Source organism: Microcoleus sp. B3-D7 (genome assembly GCF_036705305.1).
In the GTDB taxonomy this organism is placed as follows: Bacteria; Cyanobacteriota; Cyanobacteriia; order Cyanobacteriales; family Microcoleaceae; genus Microcoleus.
The window spans coordinates 15593-35576 of record NZ_JAUBUE010000024.1; the positions used below are offsets into that span (position 1 = coordinate 15593).

Below are 19984 nucleotides of genomic sequence, written 5' to 3' on the forward strand. Positions count from 1 at the left end.
AGTGCCGAAAGCTGGGATTATATACAACGACGTTAAACCTGTGGCTTGTCGCATCGCCGCAGAGTTGGAAGACAAGCTGACTGCCCGCGGCTGGGAGGTTTGCTCGGTTTCTGGTTCCGGAGGAATTCTGGGTTATTCTAGCCCCGATCGCCCCCTGTGCCACACTCAGATCGAACAACTCGTCCCCCCCGGTTTTGACAGCGACATGGAGTTTGCAGTGGTTTTGGGCGGCGACGGTACGGTGCTGTCGGCATTTCGCCAAGTTGCTCCGATTGGAGTGCCGCTGCTGACTGTCAATACCGGTCACATGGGCTTTTTAACAGAAACTTACCTGAACTTGCTGCCGCAAGCTTTGGAAAAGGTAATCGCCGGAGAATACGAAATAGAAGAAAGATCGATGCTGGCGGTGCGGCTGTTTCGAGAAAACGACTGCCTCTGGGAAGCCCTTTGTCTCAATGAAATGGTGCTGCACCGGGAACCGCTGACTTGTATGTGTCATTTTGAAGTGGCGATCGGTCAGCACGCCTCTATTGACATTGCCGCAGATGGAGTTATCATCGCAACTCCGACAGGATCGACAGCTTACGCCCTTTCAGCCGGTGGGCCTGTCATCATTCCCGGAGTGCCGGTGCTGCAGTTGCTGCCTATTTGCCCGCATTCAATGGCTTCGCGGGCTTTGGTGTTTTCCAACACCGAGCCGGTCAAGATTTTGCCGGCGAGTCCGAACCGCCTGGTAATGGTGGTAGACGGGAACGGCGGATGTTATGTTCTGCCCGAGGATTGGGTGCAAGTCGAGCGAGCTCCGTACCCAGCCCGCTTTATTCGGGTGCAATCTTTTGAGTTTTTCCACATTTTGCGGGAAAAATTGGGCTGGGGCTTGCCTCACATTGCTAAACCGAGTTCGGTTGAGTTGCCTTGATAGTTGTTGTTGACACTCCCCGACTATCAAGGTACGGGGATTGTTGGCTCAACCAGTTGGCTTGCTCGTAGATATCATATCAAGTCCTAGCTGTAGGAGACCGCAATTCCCGTTCCCGTTTTTCACCGATTGAAGGGATTTTGATTTCTTTATCTGTTGATAAATCGTAGAATAAAGCAGCAATTAGTGTGGGTAATGTAGGGCGACATTTATCTACCGGAATCCTTAATTCTCGATCGAGCTTCCGAATCATCTCCAAGGTCAGGCAGCGTTTGCGAGATAACGGTGAAGTTGTGCGGCGACAGGTAACCTCGAACTCTCACTGATAACCTATATTTCGTCCACACCAAGGAAGTGTTAGGCGTTAAACTTTATATCTTGTTATTTTTTCTTTCATCCCACAACAAGTTTTAGCTGCAAATTCCCGCTCTAGTAATAGTCATCCTCAAAACCTGTATCAATAACTATTTCACCCAAAGTATTATTCGGGTCGATAGTAATATCTTCTATGTCCGCATCACATAAGGAGTAGTCTTTATCCCTAGATAGAGTGAGCGTGACTTCCACGTTTAACTTAAGGGACTGAGTAAAGACTGTATCTATTTTTTTTCCTCCATAGTACATATCGTCTTCTCTGTCGTAAATCGCATATTCTAAGCTTTCATAGCTTACCTTGGCGTCATAATGCACCTCGGCTTCTAGCTCAAACACTACTGAAGGTTGATCTGCCTCAGAATCATCGATATTAACTAATGAGGAATCAATAATATCTACTGAATTGACCTCAACTTCAATTTCTTCACTGCCCCATTCAATCAAGCTACTTCCAGATAAATCAATTGAAAAATTCAGAGCCGAGAAGTTATTCTGTATGTATCCTTTTATTTCATCTTCTTTGTCGCTATATAGTTCATAGCATTCATCAACCTCATCTGAATCGGTTTCTCGAATTATAGTTTCCAATAATTCATCGAGCTTTCCAATCAAAGACAGGTCTTCGCTCGAAGAACAAAACTTTTCCCAATCGGAATCTCCACTAACGACATAAATTATTCTGTTTCTGTCTTGTGCCTCCTTTTGAAGAGCTAAGAGCGCAAAAGCGTCTGGAAACTCATATTTCTTTTTTCCTTCACCAAATGGTGGAGTACCAGAAAAATAATTTTCAAAAATATCAACCACTGACACCCGATCGACTTCGATTATTTTAAAGTCAGTTTCTTGTAAAAAAGCTTCAAGTTGGTCGAGAAGCTCTTGATTAATTTGATCGAAATTCGGAGCCAGCTCTTGAACTTTTTTCTTGAATTCATTTAGCAAGCCAGAATTCGCAGAAATTTTGACTCTTTTAGTATCTCCTTGCGGTTTAAAACGCTTTTTCTTCAAATCGTTTATAGCTTGCTCAATCGCTTTGGAGGTTAATACAGCACCTTCGGTAATATGCGCTCTTATTTCATGAAGAGTGACAGAAGTTAAAAGCAGCCTTATTTTTCCTTGCTGAGCAAGTTCAACTAAAGTGCGAAAAACTTTTGAATTGTAGTTAAAATTATAGCTATCAAAAACCTGTGTATCAAGAGCAACTAACCGAGGAGGAGGTTTTATTTCCATTTTTGAAGCTTACTAAATGTCGTTTATTATAAGATGACAATACCACAAATTACGGATAAATTTCAACCCGTTATTACTCCCTATCGGAATCTCCTTTCCTCGATCGAATTTGCCACACGATTCGACTCAATCACTTAAGTCGTCGCACTGAAACAAGCTATCTTTATTATATTTGAGATTAGAGTCGATCGCACACCCTCGGCGATCGGAAAAATCGAGACATTTATCAGAACTTCTTCACGCACGAATAACTGTAACGGTTCGCCCCATGGGTGTCAGATGAATTTCAGTATTCAGTCGTTCTTCTAATTCGGGTGCATTCTCGCGACGATCGAATATCACCAACCACCCTTCATCTTGTCCCAATCGAGCCAAATATCCATCTAACTGTTCCAACCCTTTACTCAATGGATCGACTTTCCGAGTTCGCCAAACCTTCAGTTCAATTCCCAATGTTACCTCACCATAACGCAGACATAAATCCATTCTGTCGCGTCCGATCGCATATTCCCGTTCCAATGTTCCCCCACCATTAATCACCCGATGCAGAAATGCCATCAATACTAAATGCGGTGCAATTTCGGGATAAGACGCACTTTTGAATAACGGTTCACCATGTTGCAGCCAAAACGCGAGAAACGCTTGCAGGAGTGCATCTGGTAGTAGTTCGCCGCGATCGTTCAACCAACTCGGACGGATAATCGGTAAACTATCTTGCGGCCCTTGCGCCAAAACTCGCGGCAACACTTCTCGATAAATCGGATTGGCGATGACTAAACCCCCGGCTGGATCTCGTTTGAGCAAGCCCAAATCTACGAGGTATTGGCGATCGTCATTAGAAGATTCTGGCAATTCTCGTCCGGCTAGCATCGGCTCGATAATGGCTTTGACTCGGTTTTCTCGCAGTCGTTCTGCCAAGCTATCCAAATGCGTATCTTGCCGTTTTATGAGAATTTCTTTGGCTTCTAAAATATGGTCGGGTGTAATAGCGATCGATTCATCGGTAACTAATTCTTCTACAATTTCCTTAGCTAAAGCATTCACTAACCAAGGTTGTCCCTGAGTCTGTTCAAAAGCTAAGGCTACGGCTTCAGGTGTAAAAACTTGTCCGGTATCTTGGGTATGTTGCGCGTAGAGTTCGGCGACTTCTTCTGCATTAAAATCTCTCAGAGTAATCGATCGCACTTTAATATTAAACGGACTGGATGTATTGAGTCGATCGCTTCCCCCCGCAGCCACTTTGTAATCGCGAACATCCCGCAAACCAATTAAACCCACCGATTGCGGAAACGCTTTCGGGCGATTGGGATAACCATCGCGTAATTGGCGCAGAATAGAAATCAAAGCTTGGTCTTGTAGTGCGTCAATTTCGTCGATAAAAATGACCAAAGGACGAGATGAAACTTGTGTCCAAGCTTGTAAAGCAGCCCGAATTTTCTGTCCCGACTGTATGCTTGTCCAGTCTGGCGGTTGCAGTTCGAGTGGGAGACGGACGGAACTGTTATCTCGCCAAGCCCCCAAAATAGCCTCTTCTGCACCAGCAATGTCTTGACTGAAGGGTGCGCCGACTTCTACCGACAGCATCACGGCTGTATATTGTCCGCTTTCGGTGAGTTGTTTGGCTAACGCCAGCATAGCGGTGGTTTTCCCCACTTGCCGGGGTGCATGGATGACGAAATAGCTTTGCTGAGCAATCAGTCGCTCTAAATTTGGGAGGCGACGGGTGGCAGGAAGCTGATAGTGGATGTCATCGCGGCAGGGGCCGGCAGTATTGAACCAACGCGGCATAGGTCAACTGGGGCGAATGGGGCTGCTCTCAGTTTACTGTAGTGTTGTTGGAAAGGCGTTCTAGTTGTTAAGCGGGGGTTTGTATCGACTCTCCGGCCCCGATGAAACTCTCTCAGAGCGAAAGTCGTGCTCGATTCTTGATTCATAGAACGGAAGAACCCCAACTGCCAACTGCCAAAGTTTCACTCTTCTACCCGATAGCCCAATTCCGCTAAACGAGTGCGAGACTGCCGCCACTTCGGCTGCACTTTGACAAATAACTCCAAATATACTTTGCCCTCAATTAACTTTTGAATCTGTTCTCGCGGCGCACTGCCGACTGTAAGCGGAAACGATATAACTCAAATGAGTGACACTCCAATGTGTGAACTCACAAAAGCGTCACTATAAAAAGCGACTGTGAAGCCACCGAAGACAGCAGTTATACCTGAAATATCAAATGAAAACACTCGAATGCACAGAGGATTCCCATCATGTTTACAGAAGAAAAAACTCTCAATAATCAAGCTATCGCTGTCGTCGCCGATACTACTTCTCAATCAACTCTTGCAGTTGCTGAAGCGTCTAAACTCATGAAACCTACTTTAAAACGGGGTTCTACTGGTCCAGCCGTCAAAGAACTGCAACAGCTTTTATATCATTGGGGCTATTATTACGGTTTTTCGATCGATGGTATTTTCGACACCTATGTTGAAGACGCCGTAAAAGACTATCAACACCGCGTCTTTTTACCTGAAGATGGGATTGTCAGTCCTCTAACCTGGCAAGCACTATACTCTGGTGCACCTGTGAATATGCCGACTCTCATGATTGGTAGTTCAGGTAATGCTGTCAAAATTGTTCAGAATGTCTTGAAATTGAATGGATACTATTTCGGTTTTGTTGACGGATACTTCGGGGTTATGACCAAAGTAGCGACGATCCAGTTCCAAACGATTAAGGGTTTACCAGCCGATGGAATTGTCGGGCCGAGAACTTGGCACGCTTTGAGCAAGTTACCGCACTAAACAACGGTATATCTCACTGGTATAGGACTTACGTGCCGACTCTAATTGTAGGGTGCGAAACGCGCACCTTACAACTACGGAAGTTTAATTTCTCCGTTGTTGCGTAAGTCCTGTTAGTTAAGCTTTAATCATTTATGAGGTTAATCAAATGACACATTCTGCTATCCTTGAAGCTCCAGCAAATTCTTCTGAACCCGGACAAGAGCTGGCTGAATTTTTGCAGGAAGATAATGGACACTACTCGGCAATGCGAGCGATGAGTTTTATTGCACTGATTGCAGCAATTGTGTTTGGTGTCATCACAATAACTAGCAAGAATGCTGATGGCAAATACATTACAACTTCTTTTTTAGTTGCTGCTTTTGCACCAAAAGCTGTTCAAAAATTTGCCGAACGTCCTTAAAGAGTTGACAGTTGACAGTTGACAGTTGACAGTTGCGGGCGGAGTTTTTAGGACAATGATTTAAACTGAACTTCTGCCTACGAGGGGAAGTTCAGTTGTAAAATCTCTCAACGATCGCCCTTATTTGCTCCATCAGTTCGCTTTATTCTTCCACGCGATAGCCCAATTCGGCTAAACGGGTGCGAGACTGCCGCCACTTCGGCTGCACCTTGACAAATAACTCCAAATACACTTTGCCTTCAATTAACTTTTGAATCTGTTCTCGGGCCGCACTGCCGATCGACTTGAGCATACTGCCGCTTTTACCGATTAAAATGCCTTTTTGGGAATCCCGTTCGACGTGAATTGTCGCCAGAATGCGCGTAATTTTTGCTTCTTCTTGAACAATGTCGATCGCAATTGCTACAGAATGCGGCACTTCTTCCCGCGTCAGCAGCAAAATCTGTTCCCGAATCAATTCGCCCATAATAAAACGTTCCGGCTGGTCAGTCACCAAATCTGGCGGATAATAATAAGGGCCAACGTCCAAATGTTCGATTAACAATTGTTGCAGCGGCTCGACACCCTCGCCCGTGAGAGCGGAAAATTTCACTACAGGCCACTCAGGATTGACAATTTGCTCGTAAGTTCGATCGATCAACACGGAATCCTCCGGTTGTTCGTCCAACTTATTCATCCCCAAAATCACCGGAACTTTGCAATTGCTGAGAATTTCGACAATATATCGATCGCCCCCTCCCGATTCCACCGAACCATCCACCACAAACAGCACCACATCCACCGACTGAATCGCGGTGCGGGCATTCTGCACCAAAACCTTGCCCAATTGGTGATGCGGCTTGTGAATTCCGGGAGTATCTACAAAAATAATTTGTGCTTCCGGTGTCGTTAGGATGCCCCGCAGCCTGTTACGTGTCGTCTGAGACACCGGCGAAGTAATCGCAATTTTCTGCCCCACCAACTGATTCATCAGCGTTGATTTTCCGACATTCGGGCGTCCGACAATACCCACAAAGCCCGATTTGTAACCCGCCGGAGCCACGGGAACACCCATAATGTCCGATACGTCGATAAATTTACTATCTTCCACTAAAATCACCTATTTTCAAGCCCCTTCTCTGTCTATTGTCGCCTGAAAATACTCAAACGCCCATCGATGCACTGTAGCATCTTTCTCGCCCTGGTATAGCGCGCCACACTCAAACCTCGATCGAGCCGCAAACCAGTGTTAAAACGTGATACGCGATCGGCAAAACTTGATATCTGAGACAAAATTTGATAAAGTTCCAATGACATCGATCGAAAATGAATCATTCTGGTAAAACCGACTCCCCAATGCTGTAACAACTTCAGATGTGTAAATATCTAACTCAACTGAAACTTTTCTACAGTTTGTCAGGCCAACCAGTTTTAACATTTTTGAAGATGTTTGGTAATAAATTAGGTAAGTTGAACTCAAACTCAAAAGCTCAATATCATCAGGCGCTTTCTAAATAAAAGCTAGTGTCTTTTGAGCATACCTAAATTAGTGCTAATCGTCATAAAGTTGAGGAGATGAATCAGATGAAATCGAAATTATTTTGGAGTTGCTGCACCGTTTTGGTAGCAAGCTTGCCTGTTTCCGCCTTGGCTCAAACAAGCCCTCCCACAAGCCCTGAAGCAGGTATTGATTACAAGGGTGGCTCAAAGAAATACCAGTTGCTACCGGGCAGAATCCAGGACAGAACCTTGCCCAGAGCTTTTGACTTTCCAATTATTACCAATGTTGGTACTGACACTAGCATCACCTCGGATTTCCTAATTACCGATCAGTTTCGCGCCCCAGCGGGTCGTACAGAATACACCGGAGCTCTCACCGCCTGGGCAACATCAATCAGAGAATGTCTCGCCAAACAACCACTCTTGATTCGAGCCAGCACTAAGAACCCGATTCAGATTAATGGTAGAGTAGGCACGATTGTCAGAAACGCAAATAACCGTGCAGTTTGCAAATAAGCCAGCAATATCACAGGGGCTAAATTGACCGTAATTGCTGTAACGGCGGGTTCACCAATATCTCCAATGCAAGCATCGATACAGTAAACCCGTCACCGCAGCGATATTGGGGTCAATCGAGGCCAGTTGATATAACTTCCGCTATCTTAAAGATAAAAACTAGAGAGTGTTTTTGAACAAAAAGAGCAATAGGTTTTCTATTGCTCTTTTTGTTGGCGAAATTTCAATTAATATCTATTAGGGCTTCTATGATATCGGCTGAAATGACATCATAGAAGAGGTTTGTAGTGAGGAATGCAAGTCCTTAAACTGTGATAAGGACTTGCATTCCTCACTGCAAACGACATAATTACGCAGAAACCAGCTTTTTTCCAAAAAATCCCGTGGAACCCTAGGGATATGGATTTTAACACCTGGTTTATCAAATTTTGTCTGCGTAATTCACGATTTAGTAGCGCAAAATTCATGTGTACTCAGTAAAATTTCGCCATAATCAGGAATCCAAGCTAGCCACTGTTCTTCCGAACATTCACACAACAGCCACGCTTCGTCAAAGCTGAATGCGGTTGGCGGATTGAACAATTTAACCCACATAGAAGGAGCCAATTTTGGTGCAGGTACGGCGCAGCCAAATTTTTCCCAGTCGCGGGCACTGGCGAAGTTTCCTGGCGTTGCTTGGGATTGCCAAGTACGAATATCTGTTTGCAGTTGCATAACTACTCCTTTTGAGCTAAGAGTCTGCACCAGGGCGCGGTTGAAACAACGCAGAGCGAAGGCGCAGATAAACTTTTTGGATTCTGTAGTCTATGTTACCGAATTATCTAGGGGAATGTGTAAGGTTGTAGCAAAAATTTACAATCGAGAGGAAAAAACTGGTTCAAAGCTGAAAAGGTCGATCGGCGATTGTTGCGCTCGGCAACCATCGCCTACCATAGCAAGCAACATCTGATTTATTTAAAAAATTCCGACATGAACCAAACTGCAAAATCCCAGTGGAAAACTCTAGACCGCTTTGTAGAAATCAACTCTCGTTGGGTAAAACTAATCGCGGAACATCTCGAAACAACAGAAGGAAAAACAGTAGAATATTGGCGAGTAGAAAGAGCAGATTCAGTTGTAATCTTGACCATTCAAGCTGACAAATTGCTGTTTCCCCCACCGATGTATCGCCCTGGCGTGGCAGAAGCAACCCTGGATTTTCCCGGCGGTCGCGTAGAAGCCGAAGCCACGCCAGCCGCGGAAGTTCCAGCTATACTCAAAAAAGAGCTAGGCGTGACCGAAAGTGCGATCGCCCGCCTCGAACCGATTAACACCGTCGGCTGGGCAATAAACAGTTCCTTCTCCAATCAAAAACTCTACGGTTTTGTTGCAGAATTGCACCCTACAGCAACAGTAAACCCCGAACGGATCGGTGCTGAATATCCTCTCACCCCAGACGGAATTCGCGACTTGCTCAAAAAATTAACTTGCCTCCAATGTCGAGCCTTACTGCTAGAATGGCAAAATCAAGTCGATTTTAGATTTTAGATTTTAGATTTTAGATTAGGAATTGTTTTCCGAGGGTCGCCCATTTTAAGTTGCTGAAAACCCAAATCACCAAAACTAATCATGCCTCTCAATAATGAAGTTGCTGTCGAATGCCTCGACGTTACATATCGTCTAAACCGCAGGCATTTAGTAGACAAACTCAATTTCAAAGTGCTGCAAGGAGAAGTTTTAGTATTGCTGGGACGCAGCGGTAGTGGCAAAACTACTACCATGAAATTGATTAACAATTTACTAACGCCAAGCAGCGGCGAAGTTCTTGTCATGGGAAAACCGACAACTCAGTGGAACTCAATTCAACTACGCCGAAAAATTGGCTATGTGATTCAAGAAATCGGTTTGTTTCCCCATTTTACTGTCGAGCAAAACGTCGGTTTAGTGCCAAAATTAGAAGGTTGGGAGGGCGATCGCATTCAATCTCGCGTCCGGCAACTGTTAGAATTAGTCAACCTCGACCCCCAGCACTTTGCCAAACGCTATCCCCATCAGTTATCCGGCGGACAGCGGCAGCGGGTAGGCGTCGCTAGAGCACTGGCGGCTGACCCTCCGATATTGTTAATGGACGAACCGTTTGGTGCTTTAGACCCCATTACTCGTCTGGAATTACAGCGAGAATTCGGTCAATTGCAGCAGCAACTCGGCAAAACAGTGATTTTTGTGACTCACGGCATTCAAGAAGCTTTTTTGTTAGCTTCGAGAATTGGTTTGATGCAAGATGGACGGTTGATTGAATTGGCAAAACCTGATGATTTTCTAAAATCTCAGCATCCCGAAGCTCGCGCATTTCTTGAATGTTTGCAATTACCCGGGACTGGGTAATAATATGATGTGCGATCGCATCATTCATTTATGGCTATGGGTCGGTTTTTGAAGCTGATGGCTGGAAATCAAAGATATTGGTGAACCGACTCATACGAGATACTGGATTATAGTAAAATTTACAATTCTGAATTCCTAATTACTAATTTCCACATGATGCAATTTATCAATCGGTATGGCGCTGAGATAATTAAGCGCGCCAGTGAACATTTATATTTAGTAGCTGTGGCAATTTTTATCGCTATTATTGTAGGTATCCCCCTCGGAATTTTAGTCACCAGAAAACCAAAATTGAAAAAGCCAATTTTGGGTTTTGCTAATATTATGCAAACAATTCCCAGTTTAGCTTTGTTTGGCTTGCTAATCCCGGTGCCGGTATTGGGTGGAATAGGCGATCGCACGGCAATTATCGCCCTCACTCTGTATTCTTTACTGCCAATTATCCGCAATACTTATACTGGTATTGTCGGCGTCGATCCAGCGATTACGGAAGCAGGAAGAGGCATGGGGATGACTGATATGCAACTGTTATGGCAAGTGGAAATTCCCCTGGCACTGGGCGTGATTCTGGCGGGGGTGCGAGTTGCTGCTGTAATTGCGATCGGACTTGCTACAATCGCCGCTGCAATTGGCGCGGGTGGCTTGGGGGTGTTTATTTTTCGCGGCGTTGCTACCGTCAACAATCAGTTACTTTTGGCTGGGGCAATTCCGGCGGCTTTAATGGCCTTAGCTGCGGATTTTGGGTTGGGCTTGGTAGAAGCGCGCCTCTCGAAAAGTACCTTAAAAACTATTAATGAGGACTAAAATCCTGGCTACCTTCCGTCAGCGTTGTCACTCTCTGCGAACCAGAAGCATTAACAGGACTTGCTATCAGATTGCGGATTTCATTTGAGCGTTGAATGTACTCGCGATCGCTCAAAACAGCTTGGCTTCCCTCCAGCGAAATAGGATCTGCCAAATCAATCCAAGAACGGCAACCGCCGTATTCAGGAATGTAGGGAATTTCGCGGCTTTCTGCAAGGCGATAAGCCCGCAGCAATAAAATATAAATTGGCTGAGTTTGTTTCCATTTCAGGCGATCGATGACAAAATTTTCATTCCAAATATGGTACGGAAATAGCGCAGTAATTGCCGGTTCCCAAGCTACCAAAAAAACATCAGTAATCTCCGCCCAACTGCCAATTCTAATAACTTCAGGATGCCAACCAGATTCGACAGTCTTGACTTGATGTGCAAACTCCGGCTTTAATAAACCCGGCTGTTGGTGTTCAAAAGTTGGATACAGCAAAACCTGTTTGTCAGTGACATTGAACTGTCCTGCTTGCTCGCGAATTCCCCCCTTCCGCAACAGCACAATCGTTTGACCTTGTTCCAAAGCATTAACTGCTACATTCCATTCTTTCAGCGCCCTAGTAGTTGATTTCATAGGAACTTAGTTGAGTTTTAACAATAATAACAAAAATCGGTAGTTTCAAGCAAGTACAGCCATTTTTTCCTGTTAAAATAAGGTAGTCGTGAGTATGTAGGACTACCTTATTTTGATAGAGACAATAATTGGTTGGACTACATCGTGAGCCAACTGCTGTTTTCTTTATTACTCTAGCAAATAAAATAATCGTCTCTTCTGTGTCCCAGCTATCCTGTACTATCACATCGGTATATTCAGCAATTTTGTCGTTAATTTTTTCAGGACTTTACTTAAACATTTAATAAAATTTAAATATTCTCGCATATTAGCTAGCAAACAACCATATTGAGATTTGTTAAAATTTAAATATTATTCAAAAAGTTTTGATTATACTTATTGATAGTGCATTGAAAATTCTTTATTAATTCTGTTCTGTCATAAATATCAGTAGACCTACTGAAATACCGCCTGCTCTTCAACTTGTTATTAGTGAAATTACGCACATGAGCATTACTATTTTGGGTTACAACCTAAGCGCCGCTATTTACGAAAGTGTCAATACTATTATTTATCGCGGCATCAAAGAGAGTGATAAAACCTCAGCAATTATCAAAACATTCAAAGATGAGCATCCGACAATCGAAGAAATTTCTCGATTAAGACACGAACATAAAATACTCCGACATTTAGACAGTCAAGGAATAGTCAAACCCATAGCCTTAGAAAACTATCATAACGGCTTAGCTCTGATAGTAGAAAATTTTAGCGGTCAATCTTTGAAAGATTTTCTTAACAATCAACCCTTGGCTATAAACGCCTTTCTAAAAATCGGAATTCAGTTGACAAAAACGTTGGGAGAAATTCATCACAGGAATGTAATTCATAAAGACATTAAACCCTCAAATATCCTAATTAACTCAGAGACCAAAGAAGTAAAAATTATTGATTTTAGCATTGCTTCTCTTTTAGAACGAGAAAATCAAACTGTCACAAATCCCAACTTATTAGAAGGAACTCTTGCTTATATGTCGCCGGAACAAACCGGCAGAATGAACCGATCAGTGGACTACCGTACCGACTTTTACTCCCTTGGTGTTACATTTTATGAAATGCTGACGGGTAAGCTACCTTTTTCCGCAAAAGACCCCCTAGAACTCGTTCATTGCCATATAGCTAAAGCACCCATACCACCTAAAAAGCTGAATCCAGAAATCCCGGATGCAGTTTCTGAAATTGTAATGAAGTTATTATCTAAAACTGCTGAAGATAGATATCAAAGTGCTTTCGGAATAAAAATTGACTTGGAAACCTGCCAGCAGATGCTTTCTGCTGGAGAGATTTTCCCCTTTATGATAGGTCAACTAGATTCCTACAGCCAATTTATGATTCCGCAAAAGCTCTATGGACGGGAAAGAGAAGTTGCTAGTTTGCTAGAAGCCTTCGCTCGCGTCAGTGGTGGGACAACGGAAATGATGCTAGTTTCCGGTTATTCAGGTATCGGCAAATCTTCCTTAGTTAACGAAGTTGATAAACCTATAGTCGGAGCACGAGGGTATTTTATTTCCGGTAAATTTGACCAGTTTAAGCGGAATATTCCTTATGCTGCTTTAATTCAAGCATTTCAAGGATTGATGCGGCAACTGCTCACTGAAAATTCTGCTCAAATAGCAATTTGGAAAGCTAAAATTCTCGAAGCACTTGGTGCCAATGGGTCAATTATTATTGAGGTTATTCCCGAAGTAGAAAAGATTATTGATCCACAGCCTGCGGTTCCGACTTTGGGACCCACTGAATCTCAAAACAGATTTAATCGAGTGTTTCAAAAATTTATACAGGTGTTTAGTAAACCCGAACACCCCCTAGTGATATTTTTGGATGACTTGCAGTGGGCAGATTCGGCTTCCCTCAAGCTTATCCAGCTAATTATGACCGATCCAGATAGTAAATATCTGCTATTAATTGGGGCTTATCGAGATAATGAAGTCAGTGCCACTCATCCCTTAATTTATACCTTAGAGCAAATTCAAAATAGTAGGGCAAGAGTAAATAATATTATCCTCCAATCTTTAGAACTCTCTCATGTTAACCAATTAGTGAGCGAAACTCTTCGCAGTCACATTTCCGAAGTTTTATCCCTGGCTGAGTTAGTTTTTAAGAAAACCCAGGGAAATCCCTTCTTCTTAACTCAACTGCTCAAATCCCTTTATCTAGACAAACTTCTATCCTTTGATTTCGATATAGTTTGTTGGCAGTGGGATATCCAACTGCTTCAAGGCATTGATATCAGCGATAATGTCGTTGAATTGATGGTCAGCCAAATTCAAAAGCTATCCTCGCCGACGCAGAATGTGTTAAAATTAGCTGCCTGTATAGGAGATAAATTTAGTTTAGACGTTTTGGCAATTGCTAATAAAAAATCTCAGTCAGAGACGGCAAGGGATTTATGGGAAGCGCTACAAGCTGGTTTCGTTCTGCCACTAAATAATTCCTACAAAATTCCCCTGCTATTTGAATCGGAAATATTTACAGAAAACTCAACGGAGCAGTTTAATGTCACCTACAAGTTTTTGCATGACCGAGTGCAACAGGCGTCTTATTCTCTGATACCCGACGATCAGAAAAAAGAAACTCACCGAAAAATTGGTCAACTACTGCTGAATTCCACAACCCCTGAAGAACGAAAAGAAAATATCTTTGCACTGGTTAACCAACTAAATTATGGAACGGATTTAATCACTTTAGAGTGGGAAAGATATGAGTTGGCAGAACTGAATCTGATCGCCGGACAGAAAGCCAAAGCTGCCACAGCTTATGAGTCGGCTGTCAAATATTTGAATGTGGGTTTAGGACTACTCGCGGAGAATAGCTGGGAGACTCAATATGAGCTGACGTTTAACCTCCATCTGGAAGCTGCAGAAACTGAATATATAAACACTAACTTTGAGCGATCGCAACAGTTGTCTGAGACGAGCCTAAAACAAACGAAAACCCTTCTCGAAAAAGGCAAGGTCTACGAACTTAGAATTCAATTAGAGATGTCTCAAAATCGGAGAATATCAGCTATAGATAATGGACTCGCCGTTCTCGAAATGTTCGGAATTAGCCTAGAGCAAGAACCACCTCAAGAACTGATAGTTGATGATTTAGCTAACTTGCCGACAATGACAGCTCCCGATAAACTCGCAGCTATGCGAATATTAAATCTTATTATAACACCAGCTTTTATTGTAAATCCTGCGATGTTTACGCAAATTCTTTATACAAAAATAGCCTTGTCTATTAAGTATGGGAATTCGCCTGAATCGGCTTTTGCTTATGTTTGGTATGGAGTGTTACTCTGTGGAGGATTAGGAGACATAGATTCTGGATATCGATTTGGCAAATTAGCTATTTTTTTACTAGAAAACTTTAACGCCCTTACCCTGAAATCAAAAATAATTTGTATATTTAATTGTCTGGCAAGGTTTTGGAAAGATCCGCTTAAGGCAACGCTAGAATCTTTGGTTTATGCAATTCAAAGTGGTATAGAAACTGGAGATATAGAATATGCTTGTCACAGTATAGCCAATTATTGCAATCACTTACTTTTTAGCGGGGGAGAGCTACAAAAACTTGAGCAAGAACAGGCAAAATATGTTGCTATGACTATTCAGCTCAAACAAGAATATGATACTTTATTTGTGAAAGTTCACCAGCAAATAGTTGACAATTTACTGGACAAAAACTCAGACAAATACCATTTACTAGGTGCAAGCTTTAATGAAGAAGAACTACTGCCAGGAATTATAGCTTCTAACAATGGGACTTTGCTCTATGCCTATTATGCCTGCAAAATGATGATATCTTATTTATTTAAAGAGTTTAATCAAACAGTAATTTTTGCTAATTTAGCATTAAAATACGCCAGCATGGGTGCAGGATTAATCCACATGAGTATCGACAACTTTTACCATTCTCTTTCCCTCCTAGCACTGTATGCAAAAGCCTCGCCAAAAGAGAAAGAAAAATATCTAAGTGTAGTAGCAGCTAACCAAGAAAGAATGAAGACTTGGGCGTTCCATGCGCCGTGTAATTTTCAGCACAAGTATGAGTTAGTAGAAGCAGAAAAAGCGCGGATTTTGGGACAACCTTTAGAAGCAAGCGATTATTACGATCGCGCAATAGCAGGAGCCAAAGAACAGGGATATATCCAAGAAGAAGCCTTAGCTAACGAACTGGCCGCAGAGTTTTATTTTTCTCGCGCTAAACATAAATTTGCTCTGATGTATTTAACCGATGCTTACTACGGATATAGCCGCTGGGGAGCTAAAGCTATAGTCAAAGATTTGGAAGCCAGATATCCTCCAATATTTTCCCGGATAGCCAAGCCCGAAAGTCAAAGTAGCCAGGTCACGATGAGCACTACCTCGACGAGTGGAGGGAGTGCAGGATTTCTAGATTTAGCTACTGTTATCAAAGCATCTCAAGCTCTTTCTGGTGAAATTGTACTGAGTAAGCTGTTGGCAAAATTGATGAAAATTGCGATCGAGAATGCGGGCGCTCAAAGTGGCATTTTCATTTTAGAAAAAGCGGGAACTTTACTAATAGAAGCCTATGGAACCGTAGATAGCGATGTAGAAGTTCTGCAAACAATACCAGTGGAAAATAGTGAGCAACTACCCATATCTTTGATAAATTATGTTGCAAGAACTCAGGGAAATGTTGTATTAAGCGATGCAACTTGTGAGGGAACATTCACAGCGGATACTTATATCGTCAACCAAAAACCCAAGTCAGTATTATGTACTCCAATCGTTCATCAAGGAAAACTTACTGGGATTCTGTATTTAGAAAATAATCTCACAACTGGCGCTTTTACTCCCGCTCGTTTAGAAGTTTTACAACTTTTATCTTCTCAAGCAGCTATTTCGATTGAAAATGCGCGTCTTTATAACGATTTGGAAGCCGCAAACGCTACTTTAGAAGCGAAGGTGGCAGAAAGAACGCAACAGTTACAAGAAAAAAATATCCATTTACAAAAAGCAGAAAAATCAGCGAAAGCCGCCAACTCTGCCAAGAGCGAGTTTCTTGCTAATATGAGCCACGAGCTCCGAACCCCACTTAATGGCATTTTGGGTTACACGCAAATCCTGAAACGACAAAAAAACTTGGCTGACCAGCAAAAAGATGGCCTGAACGTCATTAGTCAGTGCGGCGATCACCTCTTAACCCTGATTAACGATATTTTAGACCTCTCTAAAATCGAAGCCCGAAAAATGGAAATCCACCTGAGTAATTTCCATTTATCAGAATTTTTGGAAGGCCTGGCTGAAATTTGCAAGATTCGGGCAGAACAAAAGGGAATCTCCCTGATTTACGAGGCTATTACGCAACTACCTATTGCCGTCCAGGGTGATGAAAAAAGGTTGCGGCAAGTTTTAATCAACTTACTCGGCAATGCGATTAAGTTTACCGAAAAAGGTGGGGTGGCATTCAAAGTAGGATATCAGGATGGCAAAATCCGGTTTCAAGTGGAAGATACCGGAGTTGGTATGGCATCAGAGCAATTGCAAGATATATTTTTGCCTTTTCACCAAGTAGGGGATGCCAATCGCAAGGTTGAAGGAACCGGGTTGGGACTGGCAATTAGCCGCCAATTAGTCCAGATGATGGGCGGTGAAATAAAGGTGAAGAGTACATTAGGACAAGGGAGCATTTTCTTCTTCGATTTAGATTTGCCAGAGGTATCGGAATGGGCGACTAATGCAGCCAAAGCCAATGCCCACACAATCGTTGGTTTCAAAGGCGGAAAGCGAAAAATTCTCATAGCTGACGATAAGTGGCAGAATCGTTCGATCATTGCGGGAATGCTTCAGCCGTTAGGATTTGAAATTCTGGAAGCAACGGAGGGTCAGGACTGTTTAAACAAGGCGGTGGAGTATAAGCCCGACTGTATTTTAATGGACTTGATGATGCCAGTAATGAGTGGCTTAGAAGCAACGCGCCGGATTCGCAAATCACTAGGTCAGACTGAGTTAGTGGTGATTGCTACTTCTGCCAGCGTTTTTGATTTCGATCGACAACAAAGTGTTGAGGTAGGTTGTAATGATTTTATTCCCAAACCCATACGAATCGAGGAGCTTTTAGAAAAATTACGTACTCATTTAGGGTTAGAATGGATTTATGAAGAAAACCAGGAAGAGATTAGGAAAGCACAAGGAGACAAAAAATCTCTAAGTTCTGAAATTGTAGCTCCCCCCGATGAGGAAATCGCCGTTCTATTCGATCTAGCGATGATGGGCGATCTCCGAGGGATTGCGGAGCGAGCTGCAAAACTCGAACAACTCAATGAGCAATGGGTTCCCTTTGCTACCCATCTGCGCCAGTTAGCGAAAGGATTTGAAGAACAACAAATCCTAGAGTTTATTAAACAATATAGGACGACAGCTAATGAGTAGTGAAATTGCCGAACCAAGCACCATTTTAATCGTAGATGACACCCCGACTAATTTAGGTGTCCTGTTCGATTTTTTGGCTGATTTTGGCTTTAAAGTATTGGTAGCTAGGGATGGCCAAAGTGCTCTCCAGAAGGTCGCCTATGCTGCGCCCGACCTGATCCTGTTGGATGTGCTTATGCCGGGAATAGATGGGTTTGAAACTTGTCGCCGTTTGAAAGCGAATGATGTAACGAGAGACATTCCCGTCATTTTTATGACGGCTCTTGCTGATACGGTGGATAAGGTTAAAGGTTTGAGTCTGGGTGCGGTGGATTATATCACTAAGCCTCTTCAGCATGAAGAGGTTTTAGCTCGTGTTAATGTCCACATGAAGCTCCGCAACCTGTCGAAAAAGCTCCTAGAGAAAAATGTGTGCTTGGAAGCAGAAATCGAACAGCGTGTCAAAGCGGAATCTTCGCTCTTGAAGCTAGCATCGGAGTTGGAAAGGCGAGTTGACGAAAGGACGGCTGAACTTTTTCTATCCAATCAATTGCTCAAACAGGAAATTCAAGAGCGTCTGCAAGCAGAGGCGGGATTGCAAGAATCGGAAGCTCAATTGCGAACCCAAGCTCAATGTTTAGAAAAAGCTTTTCGTGAATTGCAATTGACCCAAACTAAACTTGTGCAGAGCGAAAAAATGTCTTCTCTCGGTCAGCTTGTTGCAGGTGTAGCCCATGAAATCAATAATCCCGTTAATTTTATTTTTGGGAATCTTTCTTATGCCCATGATTATACCAAAAATCTGATTGAGCTAGTCAATCTTTATCACCAAGAATTCCCTGCGACTAAGCAAATAATTGAAGATAAAATAGACGAAATAGAACTAGATTTTTTGGTTGAAGACTTACCTAAATTGCTGAGTTCAATGAAGGTAGGTGTAGACCGGATTCGGGAAATTGTTCAGTCGCTACGGATCTTCTCGCGATTGGATGAATCTGAGATGAAACCAGTGGATATTCACCAGGGTATTGATAGCACTCTGTTAATTTTGCATAACCGCGTTAAAGGAAGGGGCGATCGACCTGCAATTGAGGTGGTCAAAGAATTCGGCAATCTGCCTCTGGTAGAGTGTTATGCGGGTCAGCTTAACCAGGTGTTTATGAATCTTGTTGCTAATGCTATTGATGCCATAGATGATTATAATACGACGCGATCGTTAAGTGAAATGAAAGCTAATCCTCCTAAGATTTTCATTCGCACGGAGGTCACGGAATCTAATCGAGTGTTAATTCATTTTAAGGATAACGGGCCTGGGATGACAGAAGAAATTAGCCAACACCTATTTGAGCCATTTTTTACTACTAAGCCTATCGGGAAGGGTACTGGTATTGGTCTGTCAATTTCCCATCAGATTGTAGTCGATAAACACGGGGGTCAGCTCAATTGTATTTCAGCTCCTAATCAGGGGGCAATCTTTATTATTGATATTCCAATTCACCAGAAAATTTTTTCTAATAATTTAATTACGATGTCTGAAACAGCTTTGGGTATTTCTTAGTTGATTTTAACTTAAGGGAATTTCAATAAATTTTAAGGGTTGCAAAACTATAATCAAAATCGCTCATGCAGGGGGATATTCCAATACTGTAGGTAATGAAGTAAGAGACGGATAGAAGCCTTCGGGAGCATCTCACTTTTGCCGCCAAGCTAGAAATTGGAGTTTGGAGGCAGGAGGCAGAAGGAAGGAGAAGAAGTTTTTTTACAAATATTAGATGATCCCTTGTTATGGCTGAGTGGGGCGGATTCACATTTAGGACAGTTCATATTTCGATTATGCAACGCCCTAAAATACACGGGACGGGCGGGACGCCCATCCCACAATAAAAATCACAATCATCCCGCTATTATGCAACACCTAGATTATTGATCTCGAAGCTAGTTTGCGACTAGCCTAGAAGGGATTAACGGACTGCTATCAAAATATTTAATTTGGCAACTAAAACGTCCAAATTTTCCGATGTTTATCGTCTAGTTGGTGAACCCTCCTGTGCGGCGTAGTCGCACAGGAGAGCTTGTGACCAG

The 19984-nt window shown here is 42.9% G+C and carries 15 protein-coding genes and 1 pseudogene; 9 read left to right on the forward strand and 7 right to left on the reverse strand.

All coding sequences use genetic code 11. From position 1 onward, the window contains the following. Window position 1 precedes the first annotated feature (1 nt). Entirely contained in the window at window positions 2–919 is a 918-nt protein-coding gene (locus tag QUB25_RS17040) for an NAD(+) kinase (protein ID WP_333184435.1), read from the forward strand. Between the two features lie 429 nt (window positions 920–1348). On the opposite strand, the gene QUB25_RS17045 is transcribed toward QUB25_RS17040, so the two are convergent. The 3 genes and pseudogenes from QUB25_RS17045 to QUB25_RS17055 form a co-directional block, all read right to left on the reverse strand. Continuing rightward, window positions 1349–2521 (reverse strand): PIN domain-containing protein, encoded by a 1173-nt coding sequence (locus QUB25_RS17045; RefSeq protein WP_333184437.1) that lies wholly within the window; start codon window positions 2519–2521, stop codon window positions 1349–1351. A gap of 237 nt (window positions 2522–2758) precedes the next feature. Next, window positions 2759–4309 (reverse strand): ATP-binding protein, encoded by a 1551-nt coding sequence (locus tag QUB25_RS17050; RefSeq protein ID WP_333184440.1) that lies wholly within the window; start codon window positions 4307–4309, stop codon window positions 2759–2761. Window positions 4310–4491: 182 nt separating this feature from the next. Beyond that, window positions 4492–4632: pseudogene (locus QUB25_RS17055) on the reverse strand (GTPase Era); the annotation flags it as partial. Window positions 4633–4782: 150 nt separating this feature from the next. Here QUB25_RS17055 and QUB25_RS17060 point away from each other — a divergent pair. Together QUB25_RS17060 and QUB25_RS17065 are read left to right on the forward strand one after the other, a co-directional pair. Continuing rightward, window positions 4783–5316, forward strand: coding sequence for a peptidoglycan-binding protein (locus tag QUB25_RS17060; RefSeq protein ID WP_333184443.1), 534 nt, complete (start codon window positions 4783–4785; stop codon window positions 5314–5316). Between the two features lie 148 nt (window positions 5317–5464). Next, on the forward strand, window positions 5465–5719 hold the full coding sequence (locus QUB25_RS17065) for a hypothetical protein (RefSeq protein WP_333184446.1): 255 nt from the start codon (window positions 5465–5467) through the stop codon (window positions 5717–5719). Window positions 5720–5861: 142 nt separating this feature from the next. On the opposite strand, the gene era is transcribed toward QUB25_RS17065, so the two are convergent. Beyond that, a complete protein-coding gene (gene era, locus QUB25_RS17070; RefSeq protein ID WP_242725475.1) occupies window positions 5862–6773 on the reverse strand; it encodes a GTPase Era in 912 nt (303 codons plus the stop codon). A 68-nt stretch (window positions 6774–6841) separates the two neighbouring features. Then, a complete protein-coding gene (locus tag QUB25_RS17075) occupies window positions 6842–7033 on the reverse strand; it encodes a hypothetical protein (RefSeq protein WP_333184448.1) in 192 nt (63 codons plus the stop codon). A gap of 249 nt (window positions 7034–7282) precedes the next feature. Between QUB25_RS17075 and QUB25_RS17080 the strand changes: the two genes are divergently transcribed. After that, window positions 7283–7714, forward strand: a complete 432-nt coding sequence (locus tag QUB25_RS17080; protein WP_333184451.1) for a hypothetical protein — start codon at window positions 7283–7285, stop codon at window positions 7712–7714. A 441-nt stretch (window positions 7715–8155) separates the two neighbouring features. On the opposite strand, the gene QUB25_RS17085 is transcribed toward QUB25_RS17080, so the two are convergent. Beyond that, window positions 8156–8428 (reverse strand): hypothetical protein, encoded by a 273-nt coding sequence (locus tag QUB25_RS17085; RefSeq protein ID WP_333184454.1) that lies wholly within the window; start codon window positions 8426–8428, stop codon window positions 8156–8158. Window positions 8429–8683: 255 nt separating this feature from the next. Here QUB25_RS17085 and QUB25_RS17090 point away from each other — a divergent pair, with 255 nt between their 5' ends. From QUB25_RS17090 to QUB25_RS17100, 3 genes are all read left to right on the forward strand, one after another. After that, entirely contained in the window at window positions 8684–9241 is a 558-nt protein-coding gene (locus QUB25_RS17090; protein WP_333184457.1) for an NUDIX hydrolase, read from the forward strand. A gap of 81 nt (window positions 9242–9322) precedes the next feature. After that, window positions 9323–10078 (forward strand): ATP-binding cassette domain-containing protein, encoded by a 756-nt coding sequence (locus QUB25_RS17095; RefSeq protein WP_333184460.1) that lies wholly within the window; start codon window positions 9323–9325, stop codon window positions 10076–10078. 153 nt (window positions 10079–10231) lie between these two features. Continuing rightward, a complete protein-coding gene (locus QUB25_RS17100; RefSeq protein WP_333184462.1) occupies window positions 10232–10882 on the forward strand; it encodes an ABC transporter permease in 651 nt (216 codons plus the stop codon). Here QUB25_RS17100 and QUB25_RS17105 read toward each other — a convergent pair. Then, window positions 10869–11504 carry a DUF1802 family protein gene (locus tag QUB25_RS17105; RefSeq protein WP_333184465.1) on the reverse strand — a complete coding sequence of 212 codons (636 nt, stop codon included), beginning with the start codon at window positions 11502–11504 and terminating at the stop codon, window positions 10869–10871. The genes QUB25_RS17100 and QUB25_RS17105 overlap by 14 nt on opposite strands. 485 nt (window positions 11505–11989) lie before the next feature. Here QUB25_RS17105 and QUB25_RS17110 point away from each other — a divergent pair, with 485 nt between their 5' ends. Beyond that, window positions 11990–17923, forward strand: a complete 5934-nt coding sequence (locus QUB25_RS17110) for an AAA family ATPase (RefSeq protein WP_333184468.1) — start codon at window positions 11990–11992, stop codon at window positions 17921–17923. Further along, window positions 17916–19460 carry a response regulator gene (locus QUB25_RS17115; RefSeq protein ID WP_333184470.1) on the forward strand — a complete coding sequence of 515 codons (1545 nt, stop codon included), beginning with the start codon at window positions 17916–17918 and terminating at the stop codon, window positions 19458–19460. Before QUB25_RS17110 ends, QUB25_RS17115 begins: the two co-directional genes overlap by 8 nt. Window positions 19461–19984 lie beyond the last annotated feature (524 nt).